19 protein-coding genes are annotated in these 16166 nt (G+C 57.9%); 13 read left to right on the plus strand and 6 right to left on the minus strand.

Translation table 11 applies throughout. The annotated features are described in order from the left end of the window. Positions 1-60 precede the first annotated feature (60 nt). On the plus strand, positions 61-972 hold the full coding sequence (locus CAG02_RS25990) for a siderophore-interacting protein (RefSeq protein WP_085712016.1): 912 nt from the start codon (positions 61-63) through the stop codon (positions 970-972). 54 nt (positions 973-1026) lie between these two features. Here CAG02_RS25990 and CAG02_RS25995 read toward each other — a convergent pair whose 3' ends face one another. From CAG02_RS25995 to CAG02_RS26005, 3 genes are all read right to left on the minus strand, one after another. Then, positions 1027-1716 (minus strand): endonuclease, encoded by a 690-nt coding sequence (locus CAG02_RS25995; RefSeq protein ID WP_085712017.1) that lies wholly within the window; start codon positions 1714-1716, stop codon positions 1027-1029. Positions 1717-1720: 4 nt separating this feature from the next. Next, positions 1721-2011 carry a DUF1654 domain-containing protein gene (locus tag CAG02_RS26000; RefSeq protein ID WP_085712018.1) on the minus strand — a complete coding sequence of 97 codons (291 nt, stop codon included), beginning with the start codon at positions 2009-2011 and terminating at the stop codon, positions 1721-1723. A gap of 179 nt (positions 2012-2190) precedes the next feature. After that, entirely contained in the window at positions 2191-3279 is a 1089-nt protein-coding gene (locus CAG02_RS26005; RefSeq protein WP_085712019.1) for an asparaginase, read from the minus strand. 338 nt (positions 3280-3617) lie between these two features. On the opposite strand from CAG02_RS26005, the gene CAG02_RS26010 reads away from it, so the two are divergent. From CAG02_RS26010 to CAG02_RS26045, 8 genes are all read left to right on the plus strand, one after another. Then, complete coding sequence (locus CAG02_RS26010; RefSeq protein ID WP_085712020.1) at positions 3618-4067, plus strand: hypothetical protein; 450 nt, start codon at positions 3618-3620, stop codon at positions 4065-4067. Between the two features lie 201 nt (positions 4068-4268). Beyond that, entirely contained in the window at positions 4269-5228 is a 960-nt protein-coding gene (locus tag CAG02_RS26015; RefSeq protein WP_085712021.1) for a sugar ABC transporter substrate-binding protein, read from the plus strand. A 55-nt stretch (positions 5229-5283) separates the two neighbouring features. Further along, positions 5284-6837 carry a sugar ABC transporter ATP-binding protein gene (locus CAG02_RS26020; RefSeq protein ID WP_085712022.1) on the plus strand — a complete coding sequence of 518 codons (1554 nt, stop codon included), beginning with the start codon at positions 5284-5286 and terminating at the stop codon, positions 6835-6837. Beyond that, on the plus strand, positions 6834-7811 hold the full coding sequence (locus tag CAG02_RS26025) for an ABC transporter permease (protein WP_025111208.1): 978 nt from the start codon (positions 6834-6836) through the stop codon (positions 7809-7811). Before CAG02_RS26020 ends, CAG02_RS26025 begins: the two co-directional genes overlap by 4 nt. A 3-nt stretch (positions 7812-7814) precedes the next feature. After that, positions 7815-8834, plus strand: coding sequence for a LacI family DNA-binding transcriptional regulator (locus CAG02_RS26030; RefSeq protein WP_085712023.1), 1020 nt, complete (start codon positions 7815-7817; stop codon positions 8832-8834). 24 nt (positions 8835-8858) lie between these two features. Further along, positions 8859-9776 (plus strand): ribokinase, encoded by a 918-nt coding sequence (rbsK, locus tag CAG02_RS26035; RefSeq protein WP_085712024.1) that lies wholly within the window; start codon positions 8859-8861, stop codon positions 9774-9776. Next, positions 9773-10177 carry a D-ribose pyranase gene (gene rbsD / locus CAG02_RS26040; RefSeq protein ID WP_085712025.1) on the plus strand — a complete coding sequence of 135 codons (405 nt, stop codon included), beginning with the start codon at positions 9773-9775 and terminating at the stop codon, positions 10175-10177. Before rbsK ends, rbsD begins: the two co-directional genes overlap by 4 nt. Positions 10178-10223: 46 nt before the next feature. Beyond that, positions 10224-11252, plus strand: coding sequence for a nucleoside hydrolase (locus CAG02_RS26045; protein WP_085712026.1), 1029 nt, complete (start codon positions 10224-10226; stop codon positions 11250-11252). A 36-nt stretch (positions 11253-11288) separates the two neighbouring features. Here CAG02_RS26045 and CAG02_RS26050 read toward each other — a convergent pair whose 3' ends face one another. Continuing rightward, on the minus strand, positions 11289-11501 hold the full coding sequence (locus tag CAG02_RS26050; RefSeq protein WP_085712027.1) for a hypothetical protein: 213 nt from the start codon (positions 11499-11501) through the stop codon (positions 11289-11291). Positions 11502-11633: 132 nt separating this feature from the next. Between CAG02_RS26050 and CAG02_RS26055 the strand changes: the two genes are divergently transcribed. Both CAG02_RS26055 and CAG02_RS26060 read left to right on the plus strand, forming a co-directional pair. Then, positions 11634-11939, plus strand: coding sequence for a hypothetical protein (locus CAG02_RS26055; RefSeq protein WP_085712028.1), 306 nt, complete (start codon positions 11634-11636; stop codon positions 11937-11939). Between the two features lie 166 nt (positions 11940-12105). Continuing rightward, positions 12106-12423, plus strand: coding sequence for an I78 family peptidase inhibitor (locus CAG02_RS26060; RefSeq protein ID WP_085712029.1), 318 nt, complete (start codon positions 12106-12108; stop codon positions 12421-12423). 72 nt (positions 12424-12495) lie between these two features. On the opposite strand, the gene CAG02_RS26065 is transcribed toward CAG02_RS26060, so the two are convergent. Together CAG02_RS26065 and CAG02_RS26070 are read right to left on the minus strand one after the other, a co-directional pair. Further along, on the minus strand, positions 12496-12708 hold the full coding sequence (locus tag CAG02_RS26065) for a cold-shock protein (RefSeq protein ID WP_003179963.1): 213 nt from the start codon (positions 12706-12708) through the stop codon (positions 12496-12498). A gap of 292 nt (positions 12709-13000) precedes the next feature. Next, the gene (locus tag CAG02_RS26070) at positions 13001-13300 is read right to left on the minus strand and encodes a hypothetical protein (protein ID WP_085712030.1); all 300 of its coding nucleotides are present in this window, start codon (positions 13298-13300) and stop codon (positions 13001-13003) included. A gap of 371 nt (positions 13301-13671) precedes the next feature. Here CAG02_RS26070 and thrS point away from each other — a divergent pair, with 371 nt between their 5' ends. After that, positions 13672-15594: a threonine--tRNA ligase gene (gene thrS, locus CAG02_RS26075; RefSeq protein WP_085689202.1), complete on the plus strand. Its 1923-nt coding sequence runs from the start codon at positions 13672-13674 to the stop codon at positions 15592-15594. Further along, complete coding sequence (infC, locus tag CAG02_RS26080) at positions 15594-16145, plus strand: translation initiation factor IF-3 (protein WP_170929631.1); 552 nt, start codon at positions 15594-15596, stop codon at positions 16143-16145. Before thrS ends, infC begins: the two co-directional genes overlap by 1 nt. Positions 16146-16166 lie beyond the last annotated feature (21 nt).

Here is a 16166-nt window from a genome sequence, read left to right on the forward strand (position 1 = left end):
GGGTGTCCGGTGTGATTCGTTTTTAAAAGCGTCACCGACGATTCCCAGAAGGAGCTCCGCATGGCCTCCGCCAGTCCCTACAAATTGTTCGATGTTGTTTTACGACACAAGCATCAGCTGAGTCCGCACCTCATGCGGATCACGCTCGCCAGCGAGGCTGTTGCCGAGATGGCAACCTGGGCGCCTGATCAGCGCGTCAAACTGTTTTTCCCGGCCGCGGACGGTTCGCCAGCCCGGCTCTCTCAGGGTGAGGGTTGGTACGCTCGTTTTCGCTCGATGCTGGCGGATCGACGCCCGGCGATGCGCACCTACACCATTCGCCACTTGCGTGCCGATCGGGGCGAAGTCGACATCGACTTTGTACTGCATGGCGAAACCGGGCCGGCTTCTCGCTGGGCTCTTCGAGCGCGGCCGGGCGAGTCGATGCAGATTCTGGCGCCCGATAGCCGGTTTTCGGCCAAGGAGGCGGGTGGTTTTGAATGGAAGCCTCCGCAAACCCTCCAGCAGCTTTTGCTGGTCGCCGACTCAACGGCATTGCCTGCCGCAATGGGGATTCTCGAGGAGCTGGCCGCACTGGTAGAGCCACCCCGGACCCAGGCGTTTTTTGAGGTCGACAGTGCGCAGGACATGCTCGCAGTCCCGGACTGGCCCGGCCTGTCGGTACAGTGGTTGATTCGAGAGCAAGCGGGGGCGGCGGTTGCCGGGACGCTGATGGTGGAGGCGGTGCGAAAGGCTGCGCTACCTGTCGACGCATCGACGATCAATCAAACGGTAGAACTGGCCGACGTCGATATCGATCAGGAGATCCTCTGGGAAATCGCCGAAACCGCCACTGACGGTTTCTATGGCTGGATTGCCGGTGAGTCTGCGGCGGTCATGAATTTGCGCCGATACCTGATCAAGGAGCGCGGTATCCCGCGAGATGCGCTCAATCTGATGGGCTACTGGCGATACAACAAGCCCGGCGGCTGACCACAAAAAAGGCCTCGAGCTTGAAGCGCGAGGCCTTTTCTTTTGCGCGGTCGATCAGCCGCAGGCTTTCATGTTCACCGGTCCGACGAACTCATTGCCGCGCCCCATCACGCACGCCACGCTCTGATTACGCTGACGCTCCCAGTCTTGCACCGGGTACGTCTTGTCCCACGCTTCATACAGTTGGCGATCCTGCTTCGACAAGCGCAAGCCGTATTGCTTGCTCATGTAGAAATAGGTGCGAGCGATCATGCCGCGAATCGAAGGGCGGGGCATGACCTTCTTCGCCTTGAAGTCGACCTGGGTCAGGCAGGAGCCATATTGACCCTTTTCGACCGGTAGCCAGCCATAGCTGAAGTTACTGCGATCACCGTTGACCTCGCCGATGCTCGGTACCAGGTTGTGCAGGTCGGCTTCGGCTTTCTGGTAGCTCGGGTCATAACGCGTGCAATTCTTGCGTCCGCCTTCCTGCCAGCACTGGCGCTGATGGCCGAACTCCCAGGCCGGGACAATGTGCTCCCATTCAATGCGGGCGGCGCGCTTGGCATTTTTACGCGGTACATAACCGCAAGCAGCCAGGTCGACCTTGTTTCCCGTGTACTTGCACCCGCAATAAAACTCGGTGGATTGTGGTGCGTACAGCTTCCAGGCGACCTTCTTGGCCTCGGTGAATGTGCGGGGTGCGCCAGCCTGGGCGCCCAAGGAAATGAACAGTAAAAGCAAAGCAAAAAAACGGACAATCATTGAGTCAATCTTCCTTCGGTACAACCCAGAAAATCTGCACGCCACCATCGTCTCGGTAGGCGAGGGTGACGTTGTCGTTCTCGTCGATCTCTTCCAGCAGGCGCTCCCACTCATCGATCGGTTCATCCGGAAGGCGGAAGATCAGAGCGGCTTTGGCTTTTTGTGCGGTGGGGGAGTTGATGATCTTTTGAATGCGCATGCCCATGCGTTCGTAGGCATCGGGAGCATCAGAGGAAGTGGCCACGAGGTTATCCTTATTAAGCTGTACGTGCATACAGTATTTAACTGTAGGCATTTTCGCAACTGCTTAAAAATCAAGAAAATCCTCTGACAGCGGTTTTCCGGTTTTGATGTGGCTCATCCGAATTTTTTGTGCAGGAAAGAAGCAGGGGCGGTGTAGGTTATTGCACCACCCGCCAGGGCTGCGAGTGGTGAGGCGGGTGCCCGGCCGAGATCCGGCCGGGCGAGGGAGAATCAGTACTCCCAGAACATCCGTTGTAGCTCTTTGCTGTCATTGGTTTTGGTCAGGGCGACCATCGCCAGGATGCGGGCCTTTTGCGGGTTCAGGTCGTGAGCCACGACCCAGTCGTACTTGTCGTCAGGCTGTTCGGCGTTACGTAGAACGAAGCCGCCGGCATTGACGTGGGAAGAACGAATGATCTGAACGCCATCCTTGCGCAGGGCCTGCAGGGCCGGGACGACGCGAGAAGACACCGAACCATTGCCGGTGCCGGCGTGAATGATGGCTTTGGCGCCGGACTGGGCCAGGGCTTTGTAGGCGGTGTCGCCGACATTACCGTAGGAATAGGCGATTTCTACGTCAGGAAGGCTCTTGATGTTCTTGATATCAAATTCCGAATCCATGGTATGGCGCTTGGCTGGCAAGCGGAACCAGTAGGACTTGCCTTCGACCACCATGCCCAGCGGGCCCCATGGGCTCTTGAACGCTTCGGTCTTGATGTTGATCATTTTGCTGACATCGCGGCCGGACTGAATTTCATCATTCATGGTCACCAGCACACCTTTGCCGTGGGCCTCTTTGCTGCTGGCGACGGCGACGGCGTTGTACAGATTGAGCATGCCGTCCGCCGACATGGCAGTACCTGGGCGCATCGAGCCGACAACGATGATCGGCTTGTCGGTTTTCTCCACCAGGTTCAGGAAGTAAGCGGTTTCTTCCAGGGTGTCGGTGCCGTGGGTGATGACGATGCCATCGACGTCTTTGCTGTCGGCCAGCTCGGATACGCGGCGACCCAGTTGCAGCAGGTTTTCATTGGTGATGCTTTCCGACGCGATCTGCATGACTTGCTCGCCACGCACGTTCGCCAGTTTGCTCAGCTCGGGAATGCCGGCGATCAATTGCTCGATACCGACCTTGGCGGCCTGATAGGTAGCGCTGTTGGCCGCACTGGCGCCGGCGCCGGCAATGGTGCCGCCCGTAGCAAGGACCACCACGTTGGCCAGTTTGGTCTGTGTTTCGACTTCTTTTGCCTGAAGGGCGGAGGGCAGGAGCAGCAAGAGGGCCAAAGCGCCCGGAACCAATGTGTTGAAAGCAGATTTCATTATTTTTCTCTCTAGTAGTGAGACGGTGCTGGTGCAGGTTCATCTAGATGCGCCCCGGGCCGATCTGAATGCCAGGGGTGCAGGGAGGGAGCAGGATCTGTACCAGCCGTACTGTGCTCTAGGGAAATGTTTAACCTTATGATTTATATCAATAATTTTTTGATTGGCGAGAATCGCCTATCCGGTATTCCGAACAGAGGCCTCTTTCGTGTTCGGCTCTCCGAAAGGTACTACTGCCGTTGTCGAACGAATCAAGTTGCAGGTTTTGGATTCTCAGCTAAAGAAAGCTGCTCGCAGGCCGATGGGTGTTGAAGGAAACTGGAATTGAGGGAGTTCACATGTCACTGACGATCGGTTTTTCCAACCCCGGTGCTGTCACCATCGGCGGCAAAACCGCAGCTACGATCAATGCGATGAGTGATGCGCAAGCGGATGCTTCCACTGAAGCGCTGGGCGCAGAAAAACCAGAGAGCAATCAGGTCAGGACCGGCGGTCCCGCGCAAGAAGACAGCAAGACCGAAGGGGGTGGCGATAACCTGAGTGTCACCGTCAAGATGCTGCTGAAGCGGATGCAGGAATTACAGAAACAATTGCAGGAGCAGCAGCAACGATTGGCTGCGGCACAAGCTGCGAGCTATCCGACTCCGGAAGCGAAGTCGCAGGCGGTCATGGCCGTTCAGGGCGAGATCGCCGAAACCAGCGGCGCGCTGCTGGAAGTCTCGGCCGCGCTGGTCAAGGAAATGTCGAAAGGTTCTTCCGCCGGTAACGTGGTCAACACTACGGCTTGAGCACTTAAGGGGCGAATCTGCGGATTCGCCCTACAATCAATACCGATTTCTGATTGTTGACAAACGTGGGCAGGATTCGCATAGTTCGGTCTACGCAAACGTTTGCGCGGCTTTCCCGAGACCCTGTTGTCTGGAAGATGCCGACGAAGCTTACGCCAGCGCAAGCGTTGCTCACAATAATCATAAGATCGGAGTGAACCCATGAAGCTGCCATTTGCTGGACGTCTTCTCGCTGTCGCCATGCTGGCTGCCGCATCCGCCGCACTGCCTGTCTCTTCGGCTTTCGCCGAGTCCCCCGAAAAACCCAAGGTCGCGCTGGTCATGAAGTCTTTGGCCAACGAATTCTTCCTCACCATGGAAGACGGCGCCAAGGCTTACCAGAAAGAACACTCCGCCGATTTCGATCTGATCTCCAACGGCATCAAGGACGAAACCGACACGGCAGGCCAGACCCGCATCGTCGAGCAGATGATTCTGGCGAAGGTCAACGCACTGGTCATCGCGCCTTCTGACTCCAAGGCCATGGTGCCGGTGATCAAGAAGGCCGTCGACGCCGGCATCACCGTGATCAACATCGACAACCAACTCGATCCCGCCGTCATCAAAAGCAAGAATATCTCCGTACCGTTCGTAGGCCCGGACAACCGCAAAGGTGCACGTCTGGTGGGCGAGTACCTGGCCAAGCAACTTAAGGCCGGTGACGAAGTCGGCATCATCGAGGGCGTTTCCACAACGACCAACGCCCAGCAGCGTACCGCTGGCTTCAAGGATGCGATGGAAGCTGCGCAGATCAAGGTAGTTTCCCTGCAGTCCGGCGACTGGGAAATCGACAAGGGCAACAAGGTTGCCGCGTCGATTCTCAGCGAGTACCCGGACGTCAAGGCGTTGCTGGCCGGTAACGACAGCATGGCGGTCGGCGCTGTTTCCGCTGTGCGTGCGGCCGGCAAGGCCGGGCAGGTACAAGTGGTCGGTTATGACAACATCAACGCCATCAAACCGATGCTGCAGGATGGTCGCGTACTCGCAACGGCTGACCAGTTCGCTGCCAAACAGGCCGTGTTCGGTATCGAAACCGCGCTGAAAATCATCAAGGGCGAGAAAGTCGACAGTGGCGCCAACGGCGTCATCGAAACCCCCGTCGAGCTGGTCACCAAAAAGTAGTCCTTCGGCGACACAACGGCGCTCGTCCGTCCGGGCGAGCGCATGGAGAGTTTTTATGTCAGTTTCCGCCCCGAACGCTGTCCTCTCGGTCAGCGGTATCGGTAAGACCTATGCGCAGCCGGTGCTCACCGGCATCGACTTGACGCTGATGCGCGGTGAAGTGCTGGCACTGACCGGCGAGAACGGTGCCGGTAAAAGTACCCTGTCGAAAATTATCGGTGGTCTGGTGACCCCGACCACCGGGCAGATGCAGTTCCAGGGCAAGGAATACCGCCCTGGCAGCCGTACCCAGGCCGAAGAGCTTGGCGTGCGCATGGTCATGCAAGAACTCAATCTGTTGCCGACCCTTTCGGTAGCGGAAAACCTGTTTCTCGACAACCTGCCAAGCAACGGTGGCTGGATCAGTCGCAAACAGCTGCGCAAGGCTGCCATCGAAGCCATGGCCCAGGTCGGCCTGGATGCCATCGATCCCGACACGCTGGTTGGCGAGCTGGGTATCGGTCACCAGCAAATGGTCGAGATCGCGCGTAACCTGATCGGCGATTGCCATGTGCTGATTCTCGACGAGCCGACCGCGATGCTCACCGCTCGCGAAGTCGAAATGCTCTTCGAGCAGATCACCCGGCTGCAGGCGCGAGGCGTTGCGATCATTTATATCTCCCACCGTCTCGAAGAGCTGGCCCGAGTCGCACAGCGCATTGCCGTGCTGCGTGACGGCAATCTTGTTTGCGTCGAGCCGATGGCCAATTACAACAGCGAGCAACTGGTCACCCTGATGGTCGGCCGCGAGCTGGGCGAACACATGGACATGGGCCCGCGAAATATCGGTGCTCCTGCGTTGACGGTGAAAGGCCTCACTCGTTCCGACAAGGTTCGCGACGTGTCCTTCGAAGTGCGTGCCGGTGAGATTTTCGGCGTTTCCGGATTGATCGGGGCAGGGCGCACGGAACTGCTGCGCCTGATCTTCGGCGCCGATCTTGCCGACAGCGGCAGCGTTGCCCTCGGTTCGCCAGCGCAAGTGGTGAGTATCCGCTCGCCGGTCGACGCAGTGCGCAATGGCATCGCCCTGATCACTGAAGACCGAAAGGGTGAGGGCCTGCTGCTGAGCCAGTCGATCAGCGCCAACATTGCCCTGGGCAATATGCCGGAAATTTCCAGCGGTGGTTTCGTCAACAATGGTGATGAAATCTCCCTGGCCAAACGGCAGATCGATGCCATGCGCATCCGCAGTTCCAGCCCGACTCAACTGGTGTCCGAACTGTCCGGCGGCAACCAGCAAAAAGTCGTGATCGGCCGCTGGCTGGAGCGCGATTGTTCGGTGTTGCTGTTCGATGAGCCAACTCGCGGTATCGACGTCGGTGCCAAGTTCGACATTTATAACCTGCTGGGTGAGCTGACCCGGCAGGGCAAGGCGTTGGTGGTGGTCTCCAGCGACCTGCGCGAGCTGATGCTGATCTGCGACCGCATCGGGGTATTGTCGGCGGGGCGTCTGATCGACACGTTCGAACGCGACAGCTGGACCCAGGATGACTTGCTTGCCGCCGCGTTCGCCGGCTACCAAAAACGTGATGCGTTGCTCAACGAAGCAGCGCCTAGGGATCTCCCATGAAAACTGCATCTTCTGCCGGTAAACGTAGTGGCAACTTCTACGGCCTGGGCACTTACCTGGGCCTGGCCGGTGCCCTGCTGGCGATGGTTGCGCTGTTCTCGGTCATGAGCAGCCACTTCCTGTCGTACAACACCTTTAGCACCCTGGCCAACCAGATCCCCGACCTGATGGTGTTGGCGGTGGGCATGACCTTCGTGCTGATCATCGGCGGAATCGACTTGTCGGTGGGCTCGGTGCTGGCGCTTGCGGCATCGACCGTCAGCGTGGCGATCCTGGGCTGGGGCTGGAGTGTCCTGCCGGCCGCACTGCTTGGCATGGCAGTGGCGGCACTGGCCGGTACGGTGACCGGCTCGATCACGGTTGCGTGGCGAATTCCGTCGTTCATCGTTTCGCTCGGCGTGCTGGAGATGGCCCGGGGTCTGGCGTATCAGATGACCGGTTCGCGCACGGCCTACATCGGTGACTCGTTTGCGTGGCTGTCGAACCCGATTGCCTTTGGTATTTCGCCGTCGTTCATCATCGCCTTGCTGGTGATCTTCATTGCTCAAGCGGTGTTGACCCGAACCGTGTTCGGTCGCTATCTGATCGGCATCGGTACCAACGAGGAAGCTGTACGGCTGGCGGGCATCAATCCCAAGCCCTACAAGATTCTGGTGTTCAGTCTGATGGGGCTGCTGGCCGGTATCGCGGCGCTGTTCCAGATTTCCCGCCTGGAAGCGGCCGACCCGAATGCCGGTTCAGGCCTTGAGCTGCAAGTGATCGCTGCGGTGGTCATCGGCGGCACCAGCCTGATGGGCGGCCGTGGTTCGGTCATCAGTACGTTCTTCGGGGTCTTGATCATCTCCGTCCTGGCGGCCGGTCTGGCGCAGATCGGCGCAACCGAGCCGACCAAGCGCATCATCACCGGCGCAGTGATCGTCATCGCGGTAGTGCTCGATACGTATCGCAGCCAACGCGCAAGCCGGCGGGGCTGAGACATGGCGACAATCAAGGATGTGGCGGCGCTTGCGGGAATTTCCTACACGACCGTCTCCCATGTTGTGAACAACACCCGGCCGGTGAGCCAGGAAGTGCGGCTGAAAGTCGAGGCGGCGATCAAGAGCCTCGACTACGTGCCGAGTGCCGTTGCCCGATCGCTGAAGGCCAAGACCACTGCCACCATCGGCTTGCTGGTGCCCAACAGTCTTAACCCGTACTTTGCCGAACTGGCCCGGGGGATCGAGGATTACTGTGAGCGTAATGGCTACTGCGTAATCCTCTGCAACTCCGACGACAATCCGGAAAAGCAGCGCAGCTACCTTCGGGTGCTGCTGGAGAAACGCATCGATGGCTTGATTGTCGCCTCCGCTGGCGGTGACAGTGGCCTGGTGCAAGGTCTGGCCGGAGTCAAGACGCCGATGGTGATCGTTGACCGGGGGCTGGAGGGGGTGGACGCCGATCTCGTGCGCATCGACCATGAATATGGCGCCTATCTGGCAACGAGGCACCTGATCGAACTCGGCCATCGCGATATCGCCACGATTGGCGGTCCGGCGAGCACCAGTGTTGCGCAAATGCGTCAGGCCGGATTTTGCCGCGCCTTGAAAGAGGCAGGTATTGAAGTACCTCCATTGCGGATGCTGGAAAGCGATTTCACCAGCACTGGCGGCTACAACGCGGCTGCGGTTTTGCTTGGGGGCAATCCCCCCAGTGCAATCTTTGCCGGCAACGACATGATCGGCATCGGTGTGCTGCGCGCCGCCGCCGAGCGCAATGTGCGCGTACCTGCGCAGTTGTCGGTGATCGGCTTCGACGATATCCAGATGAGCCGGTACGTGTACCCGGCGCTGACCACTGTGGGGCAGTCGATCCTGCAGTTGGGCGAGATGGCGGCGGAAGTGTTGCTGCGAAGAATTGCTACCCCGGATCTGGCTACGGATCAGCGGATCGTGACCCCGAGTATTGTCTTGCGAGAGTCGACTGCGCCGCTGGCTGGCGTGTTTACCGAATATCGCTGAAACCGAATTGATGAGTAGTGGTGTATGCCTGCAAATGTAGTGGTAATAGGCAGTCTGAACATGGACCTGGTCACCCGGGCGCCTCGTTTGCCCCGGGGTGGCGAGACACTGATCGGACATTCGTTCGCGACTGTGTCAGGTGGCAAGGGTGCCAACCAGGCGGTGGCCGCCGCCCGGTTGGGCGCTCAGGTGTCGATGGTCGGTTGTGTCGGCAATGACGACTATGGCGTGCAATTGCGCGAGGCATTGCTGGTCGAGCAGATCGATTGTCAGGCGGTCAGCGTGGTCGAGGACTCCAGTGGCGTAGCGCTGATTGTGGTCGATGACAACAGTCAGAACGCTATCGTCATCGTTGCCGGGGCTAACGGTTCGATGACGCCTGCGGTGATCGACCAGTTCGACGCGGTATTGCAGGCGGCGGATGTGATTATTTGTCAGCTGGAAATTCCCGATGCCACCGTCGGTCATGCGCTCAAGCGCGGTCGTGAACTGGGCAAGACGGTCATCCTGAATCCGGCCCCGGCCAGCCGTCCATTGCCGGCGGACTGGTTTGCTTCCATCGACTACCTGATTCCCAATGAAAGCGAAGCCGCAGCCCTCAGCGGTTTGTCGGTGGACTCGCTGGAAAGCGCTGAAAAAGCAGCTGCACAACTGATTTCCATGGGCGCCGGCAACGTGATCGTCACGCTGGGTGCTCAGGGTGCGTTGTTCGCCAACGGCTCGGGTTACCAGCACTTTCCTGCACCCAAAGTGAAAGCGGTCGATACCACGGCTGCCGGGGACACCTTCGTCGGCGGTTTCGCGGCGGCGCTGGCCGCCGGCAAAACCGAGGTCGAGGCCATTCGTTTTGGTCAGATAGCTGCGGCGCTGTCTGTTACTCGTGCGGGTGCCCAGCCGTCCATTCCCACTTCATCCGACGTACAGGCGTTCAAACCCGCATGAAAAAGACACCATTGCTCAATATCGCGCTGTCTCGGCTTATCGCCTCCCTGGGTCATGGCGACATCGTCGTGATCGGTGATGCCGGCTTGCCCGTGCCGCCGGGTGTCGAGTTGATCGACCTCGCGCTGACCCACGGTGTTCCGGATTTCGTCAGCACCCTGAAGATCGTGCTCAGCGAAATGCAGGTGGAAAGTCATGTGCTCGCCCAGGAAATCTTCGACAAGCAACCCACTGCGCTGGCTTCGCTGGACGTATTGAATGAAGAAGGTGCGCTGGGGCGGCGCGATCTGCTCGGTCATGAGCAATTCAAGGCTCTCAGCCGACAGGCGCGAGCGATTGTTCGTACAGGCGAATGTCAGCCGTACTGCAACATCGTGCTGGTGGCCGGGGTAACGTTTTAACGGGGCTCAGTCCCTTTTCTGATTTCAAATGCACAAGGAATGCGCCATGCACCGCTATGCTCAAAAAATTCACCAACTGATCCGGAGCCTGCTGCTTTTGTCCGTGATAACCGCGACCGGCGCCCAGGCGGCGGAAAAGATCGATCTGATCATCGATACCGATCCGGGTGCCGATGATGTAGTGGCCCTGTTGTTTGCTCTGGCATCGCCGGAGGAGCTGAACATTCGCGCGCTGACCACCGTGGCTGGCAACGTGCGTCTCGACAAGACATCACGCAATGCGCGACTGGCCCGCGAGTGGGCCGGGCGTGAAGAGGTGCCGGTTTACGCCGGCGCACCGAGGCCGTTGATGCGCACACCGATCTACGCCGAGAACATCCATGGCAAGGAAGGCCTGTCGGGTGTCACCGTGCATGAGCCGAAAAAAGGCCTGGCTGAAGGCAATGCGGTCAACTACCTGATCGACACTCTGAAAAAAGCCAAACCGCACAGCATCACCATTGCCATGCTCGGGCCGCAAACCAACCTCGCGCTGGCACTGATCCAGGAGCCGGAGATCGTTCAGGGCATCAAGGAAGTGGTCATCATGGGTGGCGCGCACTTCAACGGTGGCAACATCACTCCTGTGGCCGAATTCAACCTGTACGCCGATCCGCAAGCGGCTGAAGTCGTGCTCAAGAGCGGCGTGAAGCTGACTTACCTGCCGCTGGATGTCACCCACAAGATCCTCACCAGCGATGCACGCCTGAAACAGATCGCGGCGCTGAACAACAACGCGAGCAAGATTGTCGGCGATATCCTCAACGAGTACATCAAGGGCGATATGGAACACTACGGCATTCCGGGTGGTCCGGTGCATGACGCCACGGTCGTGGCTTACCTGCTCAAACCAGAACTGTTCACCGGCCGTTCGGTGAACGTGGTGGTTGATAGCCGTGAAGGTCCGACCTTCGGGCAGACCATCGTCGACTGGTATGACGGCCTGAAAGCCCCGAAAAATGCCTTCTGGGTGGAAAACGGTGATGCTCAGGGCTTCTTCGATCTGTTGACTGAACGCCTGAAGCGTCTGAAGTAAGCAACAGGCCCGCAGGTGCCAGCCTGCGGGCCATTTTTATTCTTTCTCGATGTCCGATGTGCCCTTGAAGTCATCCGGATACTTCTCGAACAGCTGGGCAATAAATGATTGCGCGGCTTGTGTTCCCAGCGTCTTGACCAGCAGGTCGATGCTGATCAATGCCAGTTCCTCCGGACTGCCCGGACTGTAAGAACTATGGCCTTGTGGCCAGTGGGCCTTGATGTCGGCTGAGATGCTTACGGTCGTCATGATGGGCTCGGAAGGTTACGGGACTGGAATCTTGAGTTAACCACTTTGGCCGGTGTTTGGCACTGCGACTTAGGCATGAGCGCAGGGCTATGCGACACTTGGTCGTCTTCGAAATGACCAAGGGCCTGAGTTGTGCAAATCGATTTGAATTCCCCCGGCGGCCTGACGCTGGACGCCGTGCGTCTGATGCTGGCTTCGGCCAGCGACGATGAGCACACCCAGTTACGCGTAACCAAGGGCGGCATTGCATATATCTCTTCGGGCGTCACGGGTGGCCAGGCTATCGATGGCTTGTCGTTTCGCCTGGAGACTTGGGCCAAGGGCTCGGGTTATGTGGGCAACGTTGCGGCCAGTGACGAGGTCTGGGTGATGCAAATCTTCAATGCGCTCAAGGACAACTGGCCGAATCCGCCCTTTGACTACATTGATGTCTACTGAGCACTGGTCATATTCAGTGACGATTGTATGAAGAAGGATCGGGCGTTGCTGAGGCAAACTCGCCGTTTTTCTGATCGTGGGGCAGGGGAGTGGCGCAGGTCATGAAACCAAACGCTGTATTGGCGGTCGCACGATGTTCGCTCAACTATTGAAAAAAGGAGGCTTCATGCCTTGGAAGCTCGCGTCACTGGGTACTCTGATGGCAGTTGCCATGCTGGCTGGCTGCACTACCACGTCCAGCGAGTCGCAGAAGGATCCCGTGGCAACCGAAACCGGTCACAGTCGTTGCGAGGCAACCGCTGCAGAGTTCGCCGTCGGCAAAAAGGCTTCGCCGGAATTGCTGGATCAGGCGCGCAAAAAGGCCGGCGCGCAGAATGCCCGGTTCCTCAAGCCTGACGACATGATCACCCTTGAGTACCGGTCTGATCGGCTGAACCTCAATACCGACAACAATCTGGTGGTCACTCGGGCCAGCTGTGGCTGAGTTGTACAGACTTTTGTCACGCGCATAAAAAACCCCGTCACATGGACGGGGTTTTTTTAGTGCGCCGGGAAATTACTCTGGGCGAACTTGTGCAGCTTGCATACCCTTTTGGCCTTTCTCAGCCACGAAGGAAACGGTCTGGCCTTCTTTCAGGCTTTTGAAACCGTCGGATTCGATAGCTTTGAAGTGTACGAACAGGTCGTCACCGCCACCTTGAGGAGTGATGAAGCCGAAGCCTTTTTCATCGTTGAACCATTTAACGGTGCCGGTTTGGCGATTAGACATGGTGTATCTCCAAGAAACATATATTTTCAGTAGTACTGTGCTGCTCAGGCCAACTGGGCACACCGGGGTATCATAGTCGAAATGTTCGCTTTGGTAGCCCCCCGGACGTGCTGTTTGCTTTCATATTGCAGACGCTTCGACAGTTTGAATGTCTGTAACCCCCGGTTTCAGAGGCTTTCAGCCAATTCGGCGGGGTGTAAAAAAAGCTATAAAACCTGCATAAAATATCGGATTCAGGGGCATTCCGGCCGTTTTTCGCTCTCTGAATGCCCTTAAATCCGCTCGCCAGGGTCTATTTCTGCACTCGGCAAACCGAGATTTCCTTCAGTGCGCGCTGACCCAGCTCACCGCTCGGCGGGGTGTTCTTGTCCATCAGCTGAGAGATTTCCTGTGTGGTGAATTTCTTCTCCAGGACATCAGCGCCACAGGTGCAGTGTTGTTTGGCTACCGTCGGGTTGACGCTTTGGCTGGCCGCTTTTGTGCAGTCGTTCATGTATTGCTCTTTGACGCCTTTCGGCCAGGCAGCCTGCGCGCTCAGCGGCAACAGCAGAACTAAAGGGACGACTGCGGCGAATAGGGTGTTCAGACGCATGCGAGGATGCTCCTTGTGGGTCGATGTCTTGTTATCTGATGGCTGAGTGGCCGATCAAGTTCATCACTCTGGCACAAAACAGACGATTTGCCTGCCGGTAAAACCAGAGTGCGTGTGTGACCGTTCATCTGTGCTAGCATGGCCGACTCGGGCGTTCGCAGGCTCCGGATGACCTTCAGTCCCGGCAGCGGCGACGTGCGAATACTCTGATTTGAATCCCAGTCACTCTGGTTCGGTTTTCCGGTTGGCCGCAAGGCTCCTGCCGCTGTAAGGCAGGCGTTCGTCATTGAATGGCCTGGATCGGATCTTGTACTGGCTCATCCCAACCCACGTGACCTTTGGTAGGGGTCACCACTAGGAGAGGAGGCGCCATGCCAACTATTACTCTTCCCGACGGCAGTCAACGTTCATTCGATCACCCGGTTTCCGTAGCCGAGGTCGCCGCATCCATCGGTGCAGGCCTGGCCAAGGCCACCCTGGCCGGCAAGGTGAACGGCAAGCTGGTTGACGCCAGCGACATCATCGACAGCGACGCAACGCTGCAAATCATCACGCCAAAGGATGAAGAGGGGCTGGAGATCATTCGCCACTCTTGCGCCCACCTGGTTGGCCACGCGGTCAAGCAGCTGTACCCGACGGCCAAAATGGTCATCGGCCCGGTCATTGACGAAGGCTTCTATTACGACATCGCCTTCGAGCGTCCTTTCACTCCGGACGACATGACTGCCATCGAGCAGCGCATGCAACAGCTGATCGACACCGAATACGACGTCATCAAGAAGGTCACTCCGCGTGCCGAAGTGATCGAAGTGTTCAAAGCCCGTGGCGAAGACTACAAGCTGCGCCTGGTCGAGGACATGCCGAACGAGCAGGCCATGGGCCTGTACTATCACGAAGAATATGTCGACATGTGCCGCGGTCCGCACGTGCCGAACACTCGCTTCCTGAAATCCTTCAAGTTGACCAAGCTGTCCGGTGCCTACTGGCGCGGTGATGCCAAGAACGAGCAATTGCAGCGCGTTTACGGCACCGCATGGGCTGACAAGAAGCAGTTGGCAGCGTACATCCAGCGAATCGAAGAAGCTGAAAAGCGCGATCACCGCAAGATCGGCAAGCGCCTGGGCCTGTTCCACACCCAGGAAGAAGCGCCGGGCATGGTGTTCTGGCACCCGAATGGCTGGACTCTGTACCAGGTACTCGAGCAGTACATGCGCAAGGTGCAGCGTGACAACGGCTATCTCGAGATCAAGACGCCGCAAGTCGTTGACCGTAGCCTGTGGGAAAAGTCCGGTCACTGGGCCAACTACGCTGACAACATGTTCACCACCGAGTCGGAAAGCCGCGACTACGCGATCAAGCCGATGAACTGCCCTTGCCACGTGCAAGTGTTCAACCAGGGTCTGAAGAGCTACCGCGAGCTGCCGATGCGTCTGGCCGAGTTCGGTGCCTGTCACCGTAACGAGCCGTCGGGTGCGCTGCACGGCATCATGCGCGTGCGTGCATTCACTCAGGACGACGCCCACATTTTCTGCACCGAAGAGCAGATGCAGGCCGAATCCGCTGCGTTCATCAAACTGACCATGGATGTTTACCGCGACTTCGGCTTCACCGACGTCGAAATGAAACTGTCCACTCGTCCGGAAAAACGCGTTGGTTCCGACGAGCTGTGGGATCGCGCCGAAGCAGCCTTGGCTGCGGCCCTTGATAGCGCGGGCCTTCCGTACGATCTGCAGCCGGGTGAGGGCGCTTTCTATGGTCCGAAGATTGAATTCTCGCTGAAAGATTGCCTCGGTCGCGTGTGGCAATGTGGTACTTTGCAGCTCGATTTCAACCTGCCAGTGCGTCTTGGTGCCGAATACGTCTCCGAAGACAACAGCCGCAAGCATCCGGTCATGTTGCACCGTGCGATCCTCGGTTCGTTCGAGCGTTTCGTCGGGATTCTGATCGAGCACTACGAAGGTGCATTCCCTGCGTGGCTGGCGCCAACCCAGGCAGTGATCATGAATATCACTGATAAACAGGCAGATTTTGTTGCTCAGGTCGAAAAAACTCTCAACGAAAGCGGGTTTCGTGCCAAGTCTGACTTGAGAAATGAAAAGATCGGCTTTAAAATCCGCGAGCATACTTTGCTCAAGGTTCCATATCTCTTGGTTATTGGGGATAAGGAAGTCGAGATGCAGACTGTCGCTGTGCGTACTCGTGAAGGTGCTGACCTGGGCTCGATGCCCGTCGCCCAGTTCGCTGAGTTTCTCGCGCAAGCGGTTTCCCGGCGTGGTCGCCCAGATTCGGAGTAATTATTATTAAGCGTGAAATGAGACAAGATAAACGAACTGCACCGAAAGCCCCGATCAACGAGAATATCTCGGCACGCGAGGTTCGGTTAATTGGCGCTGACGGCGAGCAGATTGGCATCGTCTCGATTGATGAAGCGCTTCGTATCGCTGAAGAAGCAAAGCTTGATCTGGTAGAAATCTCTGCAGACGCAGTCCCACCGGTTTGCCGTGTGATGGACTACGGCAAGTCGATCTTCGAAAAGAAGAAGCAGATTGCTGCGGCGAAGAAGAACCAGAAGCAGATTCAGGTAAAAGAAATCAAGTTTCGTCCAGGGACGGAGGAAGGGGATTACCAGGTAAAACTGCGCAACCTGGTACGTTTCCTGAGTGACGGGGACAGGGCCAAGGTATCCTTGCGATTCCGCGGCCGTGAGATGGCCCACCAGGAGCTGGGGATGGAACTCCTCAAGCGGGTTGAACAAGACCTGCTCGAGTACGGTTCGGTCGAACAGCATCCTAAGATGGAAGGACGCCAGCTGATCATGGTCATCGCCCCGAAAAAGAAGAAGTAATCAACAGGGCACGGCAGGCCT

Source organism: Pseudomonas sp. R43(2017) (genome assembly GCF_002112345.1).
In the GTDB taxonomy this organism is placed as follows: Bacteria; Pseudomonadota; Gammaproteobacteria; order Pseudomonadales; family Pseudomonadaceae; genus Aquipseudomonas; species Aquipseudomonas kribbensis.